Origin of the sequence: Amycolatopsis kentuckyensis (assembly GCF_041679295.1) — a bacterium.
Classification (GTDB): domain Bacteria; phylum Actinomycetota; class Actinomycetes; order Mycobacteriales; family Pseudonocardiaceae; genus Amycolatopsis; species Amycolatopsis kentuckyensis_A.
Map to the genome: position 1 here is coordinate 414,190 of NZ_JBGDMD010000003.1, position 16,467 is coordinate 430,656.

The following is a 16,467-nucleotide window of genomic DNA, read 5'->3' on the forward strand; positions in this document are numbered from 1 at the left end:
ACCCCATACGGTATGCAATCTACAGTCTGCTGCGAAGAGGCCGCTGACCTCGATGGACGCCGACAGCGGCGAACGAGCGGACCGGAGTACGCACCGCCGGACAAGAGAGATCCGGCGGCGGACCAGAGGAGTTGAGCAATGGCGCTGACCACGACCGGCACCACCGCGGGGGAGAGTGCCGCGGCGACGAACGGCGCCGAGCCCGCGCCCGCCGAGATCTCGGGTGGCCACCTGGTGGCCAAGGCGTTGAAGGCCGAAGGGGTCGACACGATCTTCACCCTCTGCGGCGGCCACATCATCGACATCTACGACGGCTGCGTCGACGAAGGCATCCAGGTCATCGACGTCCGGCACGAACAGGTCGCGGCCCACGCGGCCGACGGCTACGCGCGGATCACCGGCAAGCCCGGCTGCGCGGTGGTCACCGCCGGGCCCGGCACCACCGACGCCGTCACCGGGGTCGCGAACGCCCTGCGCGCGGAGAGCCCGATGCTGCTCATCGGCGGCCAGGGCGCGCTGACCCAGCACAAGATGGGGTCCCTGCAGGACCTCCCGCACGTGGACATGATGACGCCGATCACCAAGTTCGCCGCCACCGTGCCGCACACCGCCCGGGTCGCCGACCTCGTGAGCATGGCCTTCCGCGAGGCCTACGCCGGCGCGCCCGGGCCGTCGTTCCTGGAGATCCCGCGCGACGTCCTCGACGCGCGCGTACCCCTTGACCACGCGAGGATCCCCGAAGCCGGCCGCTACCGCGCGTCGACGAAGAACGCCGGCGACCCCGCCGACATCGAAAAGCTCGCGGACCTGTTGGTGCGCGCGAAGAAGCCGGCCATCCTGCTCGGCAGCCAGGTCTGGACCGCGCGCGCCACCGAGCCGGCCGTCGACCTGGTGCGCACGCTCAACATCCCGGCGTACATGAACGGCGCCGGCCGCGGCACGCTGCCGCCGGGCGACCCGCACCACTTCCAGCTTTCGCGCCGCTACGCCTTCGACAACGCCGACGTCATCGTCATCGTCGGCACCCCGTTCGACTTCCGGATGGGCTACGGCAAGCGGCTGTCGAAGGACGCCACCGTCGTCCAGATCGACCTCGACTACCGCACGGTCGGCAAGAACCGCGACATCGACCTCGGCATCGTCGGCGACGCCGGCCAGGTCCTCGCCGCCGTCGCCGAGGCCGCGTCCGGCCGGTCCGACAACGGCGCCGTCGGCCGCAAGACCTGGCTCGAAGAACTGCAGGCCGTGGAGGAGAAGGCGAAGCAGAAGCGCCTGCCGCTGCAGCACTCCGACGCGAGCCCGATCCACCCGTACCGGCTGGTCCACGAGATCAACGAGTTCCTCACCGAGGACTCGATCTACATCGGCGACGGCGGCGACATCGTCACCTTCTCCGGCCAGGTCGTCCAGCCGAAGTCACCCGGCCACTGGATGGACCCCGGTCCACTCGGGACGCTCGGCGTCGGCGTCCCCTTCGTCCTGGCCGCCAAGCACGCGCGCCCCGACAAGGAAGTCGTCGCGCTCTTCGGCGACGGCGCCTTCAGCCTCACCGGCTGGGACTTCGAAACGCTCGTGCGGTTCAACCTGCCGTTCGTCGGGATCGTCGGCAACAACTCGTCGATGAACCAGATCCGCTACGGCCAGGCCGCGAAGTACGGCCTGCCGCGCGAGCGCGTCGGCAACACCCTCGGCGACGTCCGCTACGACGAGTTCGCGCGGATGCTCGGCGGCCACGGCGAAGAGGTCCGCGACCCGGCCGACATCGGGCCGGCGCTGCTGCGGGCGCGTGAATCCGGCCTGCCGTCGCTGATCAACGTCTGGGTCGATCCCGACGTGTACGCCCCCGGAACCATGAACCAGACCATGTACAAGTGAGCGGAGGCCAAGGCATGGGCAAGGCACTGGAGGGCGTCCGCGTCCTCGACATGACGCACGTGCAGTCCGGACCGTCCTCGACGCAGCTGCTCGCCTGGCTCGGCGCGGACGTCATCAAGCTGGAAACCCCCGGCCGGGGCGACATCACGCGCGGGCAGCTGCGCGACCTGCCCGGCGTCGACAGCCTCTACTTCACGATGCTCAACGCCAACAAGCGCAGCATCACGCTCAACATGAAGAGCGCCGAGGGCAAGGAAGTCTTCGAGAAGCTCGTGTCCGGAGTGGACATCCTGGTCGAGAACTTCGGCCCGGGCGTCGTCGACCGGTTCGGCTACCCGTGGGACAAGCTCTCGGCGCTGAACCCGCGGCTGATCTACGCCTCCATCAAGGGCTTCGGACCGGGCCGCTACGCCGACTTCAAGGCCTACGAGGTGATCGCGCAGGCCATGGGCGGCGCGATGAGCACCACCGGCTTCGAGGACGGCCCGCCGACCGCGACCGGCGCGCAGATCGGCGACTCCGGCACCGGCATCCACCTGGTGGCCGCCATCCTCGCCGCGCTGTACCAGCGGACCTCCACCGGCCGCGGCCAGCGCGTCCAGGTCGCCATGCAGGACGCCGTGCTCAACCTGTGCCGCGTGAAGCTGCGCGACCAGCAGCGCCTGGCGCACGGCCCGCTCGGCGAGTACCCCAACGACCAGTTCGGCGACGAGGTCCCGCGCTCGGGCAACGCCTCCGGCGGCGGCCAGCCCGGCTGGGCGGTCAAGTGCGCGCCCGGCGGGCCGAACGACTTCATCTACGTGATCGTCCAGCCACCCGGCTGGGCACCGCTCGCCCGGTTGATCGGCAAGGAGGAACTGGCCGAAGACCCGGCGTGGGCCACCCCCGAGGTCCGGCTGTCCAAACTGGACAAGATGTTCGCCCTCGTCGAGGAGTGGACCGAGAAGCACACGAAGTGGGAAGTGATGGAGAAGCTCAACGCCCACAACATCCCGTGCGGGCCGATCCTGTCCACGAAGGAACTGATCGAGGACGAGACCCTGGAAGAGCTCGAGTCGGTCGTCGAGGTCGCGCACCCCGAGCGCGGCAGCTTCAAGACCGTCGGCTGTCCGCTGAAGCTTTCCGACTCACCGGTCGAGATCCACCGGTCGCCGCTGCTCGGCGAGCACAACGACGAGGTGCTGGCCGAACTCGGCTACAGCGAGGCCGAGCTGGACAAGTTCCGCGCCGCGGGGGTGATCTGAGTGGGGGATCGCGCGGCGGTCGAAAAGATCCTCGACCAGGCGGCGGCCGAAGGACGGTCCTCGCTGACCGCGCCCGAGGGGCGTGCGGTCTGCGAGGCCTACGGCATCCCGACACCCGCCGAACGGCTGGCGGCCACGGCCGAGGAAGCCGTGACGCACGCGGAAGCCATCGGGCTGCCGGTCGTGCTCAAGATCGTCTCGCCGGACATCCTGCACAAGACCGAGGCCGGCGGTGTGCTCGTCGGCCTGCAGGACGCCGAAGCGGTCAGGGCCGGCTTCACGAAGATCATCGAGAACGCGAAGGCGTACAACGCCGACGCCCGCGTCCTCGGCGTCCAGGTGCAGCGGATGCTCACCGAAGGGCAGGAGGTGATCATCGGCTCGGTCACCGACCCGACGTTCGGCAAGATCGTCGCGTTCGGGCTGGGCGGTGTCCTGGTGGAGGTGCTCAAGGACGTCACCTTCCGCCTGGCGCCGACGACCACCGGGGAAGCGCTCTCCATGCTCGACGGCATCCAGGCCGCCGAGATCCTGCGCGGGGTCCGCGGCTCGGATCCGGTCGACCGGGACGCGCTGGCCGCGGTGATCACCGGGCTCGGGCAGCTGGTGGCCGACTTCCCCCAGCTGTCCGAAGTGGACCTCAACCCGGTGCTCGCGACGGCGTCCGGCGCCACCGCGGTCGACGTCCGGATCCTGGTCGACCCGGAGGCGGCGAAAACTCCGCAGAGGTTCACCCAGGAGGAGATCCTCGCCTCGATGAACCGGATCATGAAGCCGGCGTCGATCGCGGTGATCGGCGCGTCCGCCGAGGCCGGCAAGATCGGCAACTCGGTGATGAAAAACCTGGTCAACGGCGGCTACGCGGGGGAGATCCACCCGATCAACCCGAAGGCCACCGAGATCCTCGACCGCAAGGCCTACGCGAGCATCGCCGACGTGCCGGGCGACGTCGACGTGGCCGTCTTCGCCATCCCGGCGAAGTTCGTCCCCGCGGCGCTGGAGGAAGTCGGCCGCAAGGGCGCGGCCGGGGCGATCCTCATCCCCTCCGGCTTCGGCGAGACCGGCAACATCGAGCTGCAGGACGAGGTCGTCGCGATCGCGCGCAAGCACGGCGTCCGCATCCTCGGGCCCAACATCTACGGCTACTACTACACGCCGGAGAACCTGTCGGCGACGTTCTGCACGCCGTACGACGTCAAGGGCGGCGTGGCATTGTCGTCCCAGAGTGGCGGGATCGGGATGGCGATCCTCGGCTTCAGCCGGTCGGCGAAGATGGGCGTCTCCTCGATCGTCGGCGTGGGCAACAAGGCCGACATCGACGAGGACGACCTGCTCACCTTCTTCGAGCAGGACGACAACACCCAGCTCGTCGCGATGCACCTCGAAGACCTCAAGGACGGCCGCTCGTTCGCCGAGACGGCCAAGCGGGTCTCGAAGCGCAAGCCGGTCGTCGTGCTCAAGGCGGGCCGGACGTCGCAGGGCGCCAAGGCGGCCAGTTCGCACACCGGCGCGCTGGCCGGCGACGACAAGGTCTACGACGACATCCTCCGCCAGAGCGGCGTGATCCGGGCGCCCGGGCTGAACGACATGCTCGAGTACGCCAGGGGCATCCCGCTGCTGCCGACGCCGAAGGGCGAGAACGTCGTCATCATCACCGGCGCCGGCGGCTCCGGCGTGCTGCTGTCGGACGCCTGCGTCGACAACGACCTGAGCCTGATGGAGATCCCGCCGGACCTCGACACGGCGTTCCGCGAGTTCATCCCGCCGTTCGGCGCGGCGGGCAACCCCGTCGACATCACCGGCGGCGAGCCCCCCTCGACCTACCGCAACACCATCGCGCTGGGCCTCGAGGACGACCGCATCCACGCCCTGATCCTGGGCTACTGGCACACCATCGTCACCCCGCCGATGGTGTTCGCCGAGCTCGTCTCCCAGGTGGTCGAGGAGTACCGGGCGAAGGGCATCCACAAGCCCGTCGTCGCGTCGTTGTCCGGTGACGTCGAAGTCGAAGAGGCGAGCGACTACCTCTACGACCACGGCGTCGTCGCCTACCCGTACACGACCGAAAAGCCCGTGGCCGTGCTCGGCGCGAAGTACCGCTGGGCCCGGGCCGCGGGCCTGCTCTGAACGTCATCCACAGGGGCTGGCCCGACCACACGGAAAGGACGATGATCCACCGCACGCACGACGGCAGCAGAGGGACATGAGTCAACGGTGACGAAAGAGAACTCTTATGACCGCAGCTACGTACCAGGAGATCACTGACCCGAACGGGCGGGTCTACCGGGTCGGCGAATCCGACCGGGACATCATGGGCAGACCCCGGTGGACGATGGTCGTCCTGCCCTGGGTGGCCATGATGGCCATCAGCTCTTCGGAATACGCGTTCACTTCGGCCGAGGACACGCTGTCCGCGGCGCACGGCTGGCACGGCGCGCACATCTTCTGGCTGCTGGCCGTCTGGGTGTTCTTCCAGGCGGCGGTCGCCTTCCCGGCGGGCAAGATGCGGGAGAGCGGCCGGCTGTCCGCCCGGTCGGCGATGTTCCTCGGCGCGGCCGGCACGGTGCTCGGTTACCTGGCCCTGGCCTATTCGCCGACCGTTTTCTGGGCGTACCTGGGCTTCGGCCTGTTCGGCGGTGGCGGCGCCGGGTTCGTCTACGCGACCTGCATCAACATGGTCGGCAAGTGGTACCCGGAGCGGAAGGGCGGGAAGACGGGCTTCGTCAACGGCGGGTTCGCCTACGGCTCCGTCCCGTTCATCTTCATCTTCACGACCTACCTGGACCTGGGCAACTACGGCAGCATCCTGCCCGCGGTCGGGCTCTTCCTGGCCGCCGCCGTCGCGGTGAGCGGGTTCTTCTTCCGCGACCCGCCGAAGAACTGGTGGCCGGCCCACGTCGACCCGCTCAAGGTGCCCGACGACCCGCGCGTGCGCCGGTCGCTGGCGAAGAACCCGCCGGCGGTCAAGCAGTTCACGCCGCGGGAGGCGCTCAAGACCGGGATGCTGCCGTTGATGTGGATCTGCCTGCTGTGCACGGCGGGCGTCAACATCTTCGGCATCTCCGCCCAGGTTCCGTTCGGCAAGGAGATGGGCTTCGCCGGCGGCATCGTCGCGCTGGCGATGAGCCTCAAGGCGGTCATCAACGGCGCCGGGCGCGGGGTGATCGGCTGGATCTCCGACCGCTACGGACGCCGTCAGACGCTGTTGCTGGTCTGCGTGGTGCTGGGGCTGGCCCAGGTCGCGGTGTACCTGTCCGGCTCGCTCGGCAGCATGCCGCTGTTCCTGCTGGCGTCGATGGTTTCCGGGTTCGGCGGCGGGGCGATCTTCCCGCTGTTCGCCGCCCTGACCGCCGACTACTTCGGGGAGAACAACAACGCCAGCAACTACGGCCTCGTCTACAGCTCGAAACTCGTTTCGGGGATCGTCGGCGCGGGCCTGGGAAAGATGGTGATCGACGGGTGGGGCTACGGCGCGGCCTTCTACCTGGCGGCCGGGACCAGCCTGCTGGCGGCCGGCCTCGCGCTGTTCCTGCGCCAGCCCGGCCGGAAACCCGGCGGGATGCGCCACGGGCTCGCCGAAACCGAGCTCGTGGCCCGGCCCGCCACCGGCTGACGTCCGGGAGCAACGAACGACCGCAGAGGGACACGAGTCAACGGTGACGAAAGAGAACTCTCATGACCGCAGCTTCATACCAGGAGATCACTGACGAGAACGGAAGGGTGTACCGGGTAGGCGAGTCGCCGCACGACATCATGGGGCGCTCGCGCAGCTGGATGGTCTGGCTGCCCTGGATCGCCATGATGGCGGTCAGCGTCTTCGAGTACGGCTGGGGTGCCGTCGAAGGCACCCTCGAAGAGAAGTACGGCTGGACCCTGTCGGACGCGTTCTGGCTGGCCAGCATCTGGGCCGTGTTCCAGGCCGCGGTCGCGTTCCCGGCGGGGCGCCTGCGGGAGAAGAACATCGTGTCGGCGCGCACGGCCATGCTGGTCGGCGCGGTGTGCAGCGGCATCGGCTACTTCACCATCTCCCACAGCGGCAACCTCGTGCTGGCGTTCGCCGGCTACTCGGTGCTGGGCGGGATCGGTGCCGGGCTGGTGTACGCGACCTGCATCAACATGGTCGGCAAGTGGTACCCCGAAAAGCGGGGTGCGCGGACCGGTTTCGTCAACGGCGGCTTCGCCTACGGCGCGGTTCCGTTCATCTACGTGTTCGCCGCTTTCCTCACCCCGGCCAACTATTCGGTGATCCTCGACGTCATGGGCGTGTACATGCTCGTCGCCGTCGGGATCTGCGGGTTCCTGTTCAAGGACCCGCCGAAGAGCTGGTGGCCGAAGGACGTCGACCCGCTCAACTGGGTCCGCGACCGGAGGTCCAAGAGCGGGGGCCTGGCGAAGAACCCGCCCGCGGTGAAGCAGTTCTCGCCGGGGGAGGCCATCCGCACCGGCATGCTGCCGCTGATGTGGGTGTGCCTGGTCATCATCGGCGGGGTTTCGCTGTTCGGCATCAACTTCCAGGTGCCGTTCGCGAAGGTGAGCCACTTCGGCGCCTTCGTCGCGGCCTCGTCGGCCGGGGTGCTGGCGATCGTGAACGGCACCGGCCGCGCGGTCGTCGGCTGGGCGTCGGACAAGATCGGGCGGCGGCAGACGCTCACCCTGGTACTGGTGATCGCGGCCGGGGCGCAGTTCGGCGTGCTCTACGCCGGGAACACGCACAACCTGTTCCTGTTCATGGTGTTCGCGTTCTTGACCGGCTTCGGCAGCGGCGCGTTCTACCCGCTGTTCGCGGCGCTGGTGCCGGACTACTTCGGCGAGAACAACAACGCGTCGAACTACGGTCTGGTCTACAGCGCGAAACTGGTCGGTGGCGTCGGCGGCGGCGGGCTCGCCGCGGGGGTCATCAGCGTGTGGGGCTACACGGGCGCGTACATCCTCGCCGGGTGCATCGCGCTCCTTTCGGCGGTGCTGACGCTGTTCCTGCGCCAGCCCGGCCGGAAGCGCCACCAGCTCGCCGAAACCGAGCTGGTGGCGCGACCGTCGGCCTCGGCCGGCGGTTAGCCCGGCGAGCGCCCCGGTCCTGCCGAAATCAGGATCGGGGCGCCTCCGGACGTTCGTGGTAGGCCTGGCGGGTCCGTTCGGTGTGCTTGGCCATGATCTGCTCGGCCAGTTCGCCGTCCTCCGCCGCGATCGCCGTGATCAGTTCTTCGTGCTCGTGCCAGGCGTCCTGGCCGCGGGGGCGGGCGATCGGCGTGTAGTACCAGCGGACCCGGCGGTCGACCAGGCCGATCAGTTCCGCGAGGACGGCGTTCCCCGACAGCTCGGTGATGAACGCGTGCAGGGCGGCGTTGGCCGCGACCAGGCCTTCGGTGTCTTCGGCCTCGAGCGCGTCGACCCCCACCTTCTGCAGGTCCCAGAGCCGGGCGACGTCGTCGGCGGTGGCGCGGGCGGCGGCGAGCTTCGCGGAGTGCGTCTCCAGCACGCTGCGGACGCTCAGCAGCTGGTCGGCCTCCTCGTCGGTCGGGAGGTGCACGAACGCGCCCTGGGCGGGCCGGAGGTCGACCCAGCCCTCGCTCTGCAGCCGCTGCAGGGCTTCGCGGACGGGCTGCCTGCTGACGCCCAGGTACTCGGCCAGGTCGGCCTCGACCAGGTGCTGCCCGGGTTCGAGGGTGCGGTTGATGATCAGCTCGGCGAGGGCCTCGTAGACGACCTGCCGCAGCGGCGCGGGCCGTTCGACGCGCTTGGCGGCGGTCGAGCTGAGCGAGCCCTTGGCCGTGCGGCGGCCACTCGGGCCGCGGTCGGGGAGGGGCGAAGCGGGCTGGCTCACGGGACACCTCGAAAGGGGGAGAGGAACGCGATGATCTGCCATCAGGATACAGGTTTTGGTATGCAAAATCCCAGACTCTCACCCTGCTGTGGTGTTTTGCTCAGCCACTGGCCTCACTCCTGAATCCAGGATACTGTATGCAATCGAGCGCTCGACCAGGGAGGCACATCATGAAGGTGGCTGTTCTCGGGGCCGGGGCGATCGGCGCCTACGTCGGGGCCGCGCTGCACCGCGGCGGGACCGAGGTGCACCTGATCGCCCGGCGCGCCCACCTCGCCGCGATGCGCGAGCACGGCGTCCGCGTGCTCAGCCCGCGCGGCGACTTCACCGCGCACCCGCACGTCACGGACGACCCGGCCGAAGTCGGCGAAGCCGACTTCGTGTTCCTGGGCCTCAAAGCCAACTCCTACGCTTCGTGCGGACCGCTGCTCGCCCCGCTGCTCGGCCCGGACACCGCGATCGTGGCGGCGCAGAACGGCATCCCGTGGTGGTACTTCCACGGCCTGAAGGGACATCCGCTCGAAGACCGGCGGGTCGAGACGGTCGACCCGGGCGGCTCGGTGACCGCCGTGCTCGAGCTGCGGCGCGCGATCGGCTGCGTCGTCTACTGCTCCACGGTCATCGAGGAGCCGGGCGTGATCCGGCACCTGGAGGGCACGCGGTTCTCCCTCGGCGAGCCGGACGGCGAGATCTCCGCGCGCTGCAAGGTGCTGAGCGCGGCGATGATCGCCGGCGGGCTCAAGGCCCCGGTCGAGCCCCGCCTGCGCGACGACATCTGGATCAAGCTGATGGGCAACGTCGCTTTCAACCCGCTCTCGGCGCTGACCCGGGCGACCATGGCCCAGATGTGCGAGCACGACGACACGCGCGCGCTCGTCGCCACGATGATGACCGAGACCCTCGCGATCGCCCGCGCGGCCGGCAGCGACCCCGGCGTCTCGGTCGAGAAGCGCATCGACGGCGCCTGGCGCGTCGGCCACCACAAGACGTCGATGCTGCAGGACCTCGAAGCGGGCAAGCCCCTCGAGATCGACGCGATCATCGGCGCGGTCGTGGAGCTGGCCGGCCTCACCGGCGTGCCCGCGCCGGCCCTGCGGCACGTCCACGCCGCCATCTCGCTGCTCGACCACACCAGCAACCCGCCCGTCCCCGTCGGGGCGCACTGAACCGGAGGTGCCCGTGAAGCGCAGGAACACTGAGCCGTACGTCCGGCTCACCCGGCCCCTGGTCCGCGACTCCGGCGTACTGCGGCCGGCGACCTGGGAGGAGGCCCTCGACCGGGCCGCCGCCGGCATCCGCCGGACGCTCGAAAGCAAGGGACCCGAGGCGTTCGGGATGTTCTCGTGCGCCCGTGCGACCAACGAGATGAACTTCGTCGCGCAGAAGTTCACCCGCGCGGTGATCGGCACGAACAACGTCGATTCGTGCAACCGCACCTGCCACGCGCCGAGCGTCGCGGGCCTGGCCCGGGTGTTCGACAGCGGCGGCGGGACGTCGTCCTACCAGGAGATCGAGGACGCCGACGTCATCGTGATCTGGGGCGGCAACCCCCGTGAAGCGCACCCGATCTTCTTCCAGCACGTCCTCAAGGCCGTCCACAAGGGAGCGAAGCTCTTCGTCGTCGACCCGCGGCAGACGAGCACCGCGAGCTGGGCCCACCGGCAGCTGCAGCTGGAAGTCGGCACCGACATCCCGCTGGCCCACGCGATCGCCCGCGAGATCATCCACTCCGGACTGGCCAACACGACGTTCATCGAGCGCGCCACCGAGGGGTTCGCCGAGTTCGCCGCGTCGGTCGAGCCGTGGACGCTGGAGGTCGCCGAGAAGACCACCGGCGTGCCGGCCGAGCTGATCCGCGAACTGGCCCACGCCTATGCCCGCGCCGATCGCGGGCAGCTGTCGTGGACGCTCGGCATCACCGAGCACCACAACGGCACCGACAACGTCCTCGCGCTGATCAACCTGGCGCTGCTGGCCGGGCAGGTCGGCCGCTACGGCGCCGGGCTGAACCCGCTGCGCGGGCAGAACAACGTCCAGGGCGGCGGCGACATGGGCGCCATCCCGGACCGGATGCCCGGCTTCCAGGACGTCCTCGACGCGGACGTCCGGGCGAAGTTCGACACCGCGTGGGGCTCGTCGATCCCGCCGCACAAGGGCCTCAACCTCACCCAGATGCTCGACGCGATGGAACGCGGCGACCTGACCTGCGTGTACATCATCGGAGAGAACCCGGTCCAGTCCGAAGCGGACTGCGAGCACACGATCAAGCGGCTGTCCAACGTGGACCACCTGGTGGTGCAGGACATCTTCCTCACCAAGACCGCGCAGCTGGCCGACGTCGTGCTGCCCGCGTCGGCGGCCTGGTGCGAGAGCGACGGCACCTTCACCAACTCCGAACGCCGCGTCCAGCGCGTCCGCAAGGCCCTCGACCCGCCGGAGGGCGCGCGCGACGACATCGAGCTGCTCTCGGAACTGGCCCGCCGGCTCGGCCACGACTGGCGCTACACCGGGGGCGAGGAGGTCTGGGACGAACTGCGTTCGCTGTCCCCGATGCACGCCGGGATGTCGTACCGGCGGCTGGAAGAGCTGGGCGGCATCCAGTGGCCGTGCTACTCCGAGGACACCCTCGAGCCGACGTTCCTGCACGGCCGCCTGTGGGCCGAGGACCCGGCCGAGCGCGGCCGCCCGGCCCCCTTCACGGTGCTCGAACACAGCCCGCCGGTCGACCTGCTCACCGAGGAGTTCCCGATCCGGCTCACCACCGGACGGCGGCTGGACTCGTACAACACCGGCGTCCAGTCCGGCGGGTTCCCCTCGCCGCTGCGCCAGGGCGAGACCCTCGACCTCTGCCCGGAAGACGCTCGCTCGCTCGGCGTCGAACCCGACGAGCTGGTCCGGATCTCTTCGCGGCGCGGTGAGATCGTCGCGCCGGTGCGGCTCGACAAGGGCCTGAAGCCCGGGCTGGCGTTCATGACCTTCCACTTCCCGGACGAGGTCGACGTCAACGTCATCACCATCGAAGCGACCTGCCCGATCGCCGGCACGGCGGAGTACAAGGCCGCGGCCATCCGCGTCGACAAGCTCGCGGAGGTCTGAAGTGGACCTCAAACTCCTCGATGCGGTCGCGTCACGCGAGGAACGGGACGCGGTCGCCGGCTTCGAGGGCGGCGGCCGGGACCAGCTGCTGCCCGCGCTGCACGCGGTCAACGACCGGGTCGGGTGGATCAGCCAGGGTGCGCTCAACCTCATCTGCGAGGCGTTGCACGTGCCGCCCGCCGAGGCCTACGGCGTGGCCAGCTTCTACTCGCTGTTCGCGCTGGAGGAGCGCCCGGAACGGGTCGTGCACGTGTGCACCGACCTGGCTTGCCGGCTCAAGGGCGCGGACACCGTGTGCGACGTCCTCACCGAGCACGTCGGCGCCGCGGGGAAGGCGCGCGGCGGGGTCACGTGGCTGCGCAGCCCGTGCCTCGGCGTGTGCGAACGAGCCCCCGCGGCGCTGACGTTCCAGGCCGGCGACCCGGCCGCCACCGAGCTGCTCGCCCCGGCGACCGGCGCGTCGGCCGTGCTGGCCGCCCAGCGGGAACCGTCCGCTTCGGACGGTGCGCCGCCGCTGATCCACCAGAAGGACGGGCTGCGGCTGCTGCGCCGGGTCGGCGTGGTCGATCCGTCCAGTTTGGACGGCTACCGGGCGGCCGGTGGGTACGCCGCGCTGCGCAACGCCCTGCGCATGGGCGAGGCCGCGGTGCTCCGCGAGGTCACCGACGCCGGCCTGCTCGGCCGCGGGGGCGCGGCGTTCCCGACCGGGCGGAAGTGGGCGGCCACGGCCGCGCAGCCCGCCGGTCCGCACTACCTGGTGTGCAACGCCGACGAGAGCGAACCGGGGACGTTCAAGGACCGCGTGCTGCTCGAAGGCGACCCGTTCGCGCTGGTGGAGTCCATGACGATCGCCGCGTTCGCCATCGGGGCCCGGCAGGGGTACATCTACCTGCGCGGCGAGTACCCCCGGGCGCTGCGGCTGCTGCGGAACGCCCTGGAGGTCTGCCGCGAACGCGGGTTCCTCGGCGTGGACATCATGGGCCACGAGGGGTTCTCGTTCGACATCGAGATCCGGCGCGGCGCGGGCGCCTACATCTGCGGCGAGGAGACCGCGATCTTCAACTCGATCGAGGGCTTCCGCGGCGAACCGCGCACGAAGCCGCCGTTCCCGGTCGAGAAGGGGCTGTTCGGCAAGCCGACGGTCGTGAACAACGTCGAGACCCTGGTCAACGTGCCGCTGATCCTCACCGAGGGCGCGGCCGCGTACCGTTCCCTCGGCACGGAGGCCTCGGCCGGGCCGAAGCTGTTCTGCCTGTCCGGCAACGTCGAACGGCCGGGCGTCTACGAAGTGCCGTTCGGCACGACGCTGCGGGAGCTCCTCTCCTTGGCCGGGGGAGTACCCGAGGGCCGCTCGCTGCGCGCGATCCTGCTGGGCGGCGCGGCCGGCGGGTTCGTCCGGCCGGACGAGCTGGACCTGCCGCTCACCTTCGAGGACGCGCGGGCGGCGAAGACGACGCTCGGCTCGGGTGTCGTCCTGGCGCTGGACGACCTGGCCGACCTCGGCGGGTTCCTGCTGCGGATCGCGGAGTTCTTCCGCGACGAGTCGTGCGGGCAGTGCGTCCCGTGCCGGATCGGCACGGTCCGGCAGGAGGAGGCGATCCGGCGCGTCCTCGCGGCCGGCTCCGAGGAGCGGCCGCTGCTCCGGGAAGTGGGCGGGGTGATGCGGGACTCGTCGATCTGCGGCCTCGGCCAGACGGCGTGGAACGCCATCGAATCCGCGATCGACCGGCTGGGAGCCTTGCAATGACCATTGTGGACATCGGGATCCCGAAGCGGCTGGTCGAGTTCACTGTGGACGGTGCGGCCGTACGCGTGCCCGAAGGATCGACGATCCTGGACGCCTGCACGGCGGCAGGTAAGGAGATCCCGACGCTGTGCTACGGCGACACCCTGGAGCCGGCGAACGCGTGCCGCGTCTGCATGGTCGAAGTCGAAGGCTCGCGCACCCTCGTGCCGTCCTGCTCCCGCAAGGCCGAGCCGGGCATGGTGGTGCACACCGATTCGGAGCGGACGCGCACGAGCCGCAAGGTGGTCCTCGAACTCCTGGCGTCGGCGACGGACCTGTCGACGACCCCCGGCGTCGCGGAGTGGCTGGCCGAATCGGGTGCGGACCCCGGCCGCTTCGGCCCGGACGCCGCGACGGTCGCCCAACCGGCCATTGTGGACAACGAACTGTACGTCCGGGACTACGAGAAGTGCATCCTCTGCTACAAGTGCGTCGACGCGTGCGGCGACCAGTGGCAGAACTCGTTCGCGATCAGCGTGGCCGGCCGCGGGTTCGACGCCCGGATCTCGACGGAGTTCTCGAACCCGTTGCCGGACAGCGCGTGCGTGTACTGCGGCAACTGCATCGAGGTCTGCCCGACCGGGGCGCTGAGCTTCAAGCGCGAGTACGACAAGCGCGAGGACGGTACGTGGGACGAGTCCCGCCAGACCGAGACGACGACGGTGTGCACGTTCTGCGGGGTGGGCTGCAACCTGACGCTGCACGTCCAGGACAACGAGATCGTCAAGGTGACGTCCCCGCACGACAGCTCGGTGACGCACGGGAACCTCTGCATCAAGGGCCGCTTCGGCTGGCAGCACGTCCAGAACCGCTAGCACCCTCGTCCGAAGGCGCCGTGGCTCGACGAGCTGCGGCGCCTTTGCCGTCCGGGCGTTGACCGCGTCGCAGGTCAGCAGCTATTCTCGATATGCGAAAGAAAGATTCCGGATAGTGAAATTTGAGGATGCAATGCCCGAAGAAGGTCACTCCCTGCCGTACGTCGCCAACCTGTCGATCCTGTTCAAGGAGGTACCGCTCCTCGAGCGGGCCGCCGCCGCGCGGGAGGCCGGGTTCACCGACGTCGAGTACTGGTGGCCGTTCGACACCGCGGTCCCCGCGCGCGACGAGGTCGACGCCTTCGTGCGGAGCCTCGACGGGGTTCGGCTGCGCGGGCTGAACTTCTACGCCGGCGACATGGCGGCGGGGGAGCGCGGCCTGGTGTCGTGGATCGGCCGGGAGGCCGAGTTCGCCGACAGCCTCGTCGTCGCGCTCGGCATCGCCGAACGCACCGGCTGCCGCAGCTTCAACGCGCTCTACGGCAACCGGCTCGACGGCGAAGACCCCGCCAAGCAGGACGACCTGGCGCTGGTCCACCTCGCGACGGCCGCCGAGGCCGCCGCGAAGATCGGCGCGCAGCTGGTCCTCGAACCGCTGTCCGGCGCGGACCGCTACCCGCTCAAGACCGCCGCGGACGCCGTGGCCGTGCTCGACGACCTCGGGCGCGACAACGTGCGGCTGCTGGCCGACCTGTACCACCTGGCAGTCAACGGCGACGACCTGGACGCGCTCGCGACGACGCACGTCTCCCGGATCGGGCACGTGCAGATCGCCGACGCACCCGGGCGCCACCAGCCCGGCACCGGCTCGCTGGACATCGAGGGGCACCTCGCGAGGCTGCAGAACGCGGGCTACGCCGGGTTCGTCGGGATCGAGTACGTCCCGGAACCCGACACCGTCACGTCGCTGGCCTGGCTGCCGAAAACCCGAAGGGGACGAGCATGAAACTGGGATTCATCGGACTGGGCGTGATGGGCGCCCCGATGGCCGCGCACCTGGTCGGGGCCGGGCACGACGTCAGCGGCTACGACGTCACGCCGGCCGCGGGGGAGAAGCTCGCGGCCGCGGGCGGACGGGCCGCGACCGGCGTCGCCGACGCGGTCGCCGGGGCGGACGTCGTCATCACGATGCTGCCCGACCACCCGCAGGTCGAGGAGGTCGTGCTGGCCGCGGGCGGAGTCCTCGACGCCGCCGAGCCCGGCACGCTGCTGATCGACATGAGCACCATCCGGCCCGAGACGTCGATCGCCGTCGCGGAAGCCGCGCGGGACAAGAAGATCCGCGTGCTCGACGCGCCGGTGTCGGGCGGCCAGGCCGGGGCCGAGCAGGCGTCGCTGTCCATCATGGTCGGTGGTTCCGAAGAGGACTTCGAGACCGCGAGGCCGGTGTTCGACGCGCTCGGCAAGACGATCGTGCACGTCGGCCCGCACGGCGCCGGCCAGGTCGTGAAGGCCGCCAACCAGCTCGTCGTGGGCGGGATCTACGGCCTGGTCGCGGAAGCGATCGTGCTGCTCGAAGCGTCCGGTGTGGACGCCGCCACCGGCCTCGACGTGCTCGCCGGCGGCCTGGCGGGCAGCCGGATCCTCGAGCTCAAGCGCAAGTCCATGGTGGACCGGGAGTTCGCGCCCGGGTTCCGGATCGACCTGCACCACAAGGACATGGGGATCGCGCTGGCCGCCGCCCGGCAGGCCGACGTCGCGCTCCCGCTCACCGGGCTGGTCGCCCAGCTCGTCGCCGCCGGCCGCGCCATGGGGTACGGCTCCCTGGACCACTCGGCCTTGCTGAAGGTCGCCGAACAGTTGTCGGGCCGCGTCCCGGCGGAGGTGTGA

General features: G+C 70.1%; 12 protein-coding genes. 11 read left to right on the forward strand and 1 reads right to left on the reverse strand.

The annotated features are described in order from the left end of the window. The first annotated feature begins 138 nt into the window (after positions 1–138). The 5 genes from ACERZO_RS13545 (at position 139) to ACERZO_RS13565 (ending at position 8,174) form a co-directional block, all read left to right on the forward strand. Positions 139–1,875 (forward strand): thiamine pyrophosphate-binding protein, encoded by a 1,737-nt coding sequence (locus tag ACERZO_RS13545; RefSeq protein ID WP_372664966.1) that lies wholly within the window; start codon positions 139–141, stop codon positions 1,873–1,875. Between the two features lie 14 nt (positions 1,876–1,889). Beyond that, positions 1,890–3,119 (forward strand): formyl-CoA transferase, encoded by a 1,230-nt coding sequence (frc, locus tag ACERZO_RS13550; protein WP_372665569.1) that lies wholly within the window; start codon positions 1,890–1,892, stop codon positions 3,117–3,119. After that, entirely contained in the window at positions 3,120–5,246 is a 2,127-nt protein-coding gene (locus ACERZO_RS13555) for an acetate--CoA ligase family protein (RefSeq protein ID WP_372664967.1), read from the forward strand. Between the two features lie 106 nt (positions 5,247–5,352). Beyond that, positions 5,353–6,732, forward strand: a complete 1,380-nt coding sequence (locus ACERZO_RS13560) for an OFA family MFS transporter (RefSeq protein ID WP_372664968.1) — start codon at positions 5,353–5,355, stop codon at positions 6,730–6,732. A gap of 62 nt (positions 6,733–6,794) precedes the next feature. Further along, the gene (locus tag ACERZO_RS13565; protein ID WP_372664969.1) at positions 6,795–8,174 is read left to right on the forward strand and encodes an OFA family MFS transporter; all 1,380 of its coding nucleotides are present in this window, start codon (positions 6,795–6,797) and stop codon (positions 8,172–8,174) included. 28 nt (positions 8,175–8,202) lie between these two features. On the opposite strand, the gene ACERZO_RS13570 is transcribed toward ACERZO_RS13565, so the two are convergent. Next, positions 8,203–8,940 carry a GntR family transcriptional regulator gene (locus ACERZO_RS13570; protein WP_372664970.1) on the reverse strand — a complete coding sequence of 246 codons (738 nt, stop codon included), beginning with the start codon at positions 8,938–8,940 and terminating at the stop codon, positions 8,203–8,205. Between the two features lie 170 nt (positions 8,941–9,110). Here ACERZO_RS13570 and ACERZO_RS13575 point away from each other — a divergent pair, with 170 nt between their 5' ends. The 6 genes from ACERZO_RS13575 to ACERZO_RS13600 all read left to right on the forward strand — a co-directional run bounded on the left by ACERZO_RS13575 (position 9,111) and on the right by ACERZO_RS13600 (position 16,467). Further along, on the forward strand, positions 9,111–10,106 hold the full coding sequence (locus ACERZO_RS13575; protein ID WP_372664971.1) for a 2-dehydropantoate 2-reductase: 996 nt from the start codon (positions 9,111–9,113) through the stop codon (positions 10,104–10,106). 13 nt (positions 10,107–10,119) lie between these two features. Then, positions 10,120–12,036, forward strand: coding sequence for a molybdopterin oxidoreductase family protein (locus tag ACERZO_RS13580; RefSeq protein WP_372664972.1), 1,917 nt, complete (start codon positions 10,120–10,122; stop codon positions 12,034–12,036). Between the two features lies 1 nt (position 12,037). After that, positions 12,038–13,783: an NAD(P)H-dependent oxidoreductase subunit E gene (locus tag ACERZO_RS13585; protein WP_372664973.1), complete on the forward strand. Its 1,746-nt coding sequence runs from the start codon at positions 12,038–12,040 to the stop codon at positions 13,781–13,783. Then, positions 13,780–14,637, forward strand: coding sequence for a 2Fe-2S iron-sulfur cluster-binding protein (locus ACERZO_RS13590; RefSeq protein ID WP_372664974.1), 858 nt, complete (start codon positions 13,780–13,782; stop codon positions 14,635–14,637). The genes ACERZO_RS13585 and ACERZO_RS13590 overlap by 4 nt, the downstream gene beginning before the upstream one ends. A gap of 133 nt (positions 14,638–14,770) precedes the next feature. Next, on the forward strand, positions 14,771–15,583 hold the full coding sequence (locus ACERZO_RS13595) for a hydroxypyruvate isomerase family protein (protein WP_372664975.1): 813 nt from the start codon (positions 14,771–14,773) through the stop codon (positions 15,581–15,583). Further along, complete coding sequence (locus ACERZO_RS13600) at positions 15,580–16,467, forward strand: 2-hydroxy-3-oxopropionate reductase (RefSeq protein ID WP_372664976.1); 888 nt, start codon at positions 15,580–15,582, stop codon at positions 16,465–16,467. Before ACERZO_RS13595 ends, ACERZO_RS13600 begins: the two co-directional genes overlap by 4 nt.

Excerpts from the sequence above, each read along its gene's own strand:
- ACERZO_RS13575 (WP_372664971.1), top strand. The coding sequence starts at position 9,111 with ATGAAGGTGGCTGTTCTCGGGGCCGGGGCGATCGGCGCCTACGTCGGG.
- frc (WP_372665569.1), top strand. The coding sequence starts at position 1,890 with ATGGGCAAGGCACTGGAGGGCGTCCGCGTCCTCGACATGACGCACGTG.
- ACERZO_RS13545 (WP_372664966.1), top strand. The coding sequence starts at position 139 with ATGGCGCTGACCACGACCGGCACCACCGCGGGGGAGAGTGCCGCGGCG.
- ACERZO_RS13600 (WP_372664976.1), top strand. The coding sequence starts at position 15,580 with ATGAAACTGGGATTCATCGGACTGGGCGTGATGGGCGCCCCGATGGCC.
- ACERZO_RS13560 (WP_372664968.1), top strand. The coding sequence starts at position 5,353 with ATGACCGCAGCTACGTACCAGGAGATCACTGACCCGAACGGGCGGGTC.
- ACERZO_RS13595 (WP_372664975.1), top strand. The coding sequence starts at position 14,771 with ATGCCCGAAGAAGGTCACTCCCTGCCGTACGTCGCCAACCTGTCGATC.
- ACERZO_RS13565 (WP_372664969.1), top strand. The coding sequence starts at position 6,795 with ATGACCGCAGCTTCATACCAGGAGATCACTGACGAGAACGGAAGGGTG.
- ACERZO_RS13590 (WP_372664974.1), top strand. The coding sequence starts at position 13,780 with ATGACCATTGTGGACATCGGGATCCCGAAGCGGCTGGTCGAGTTCACT.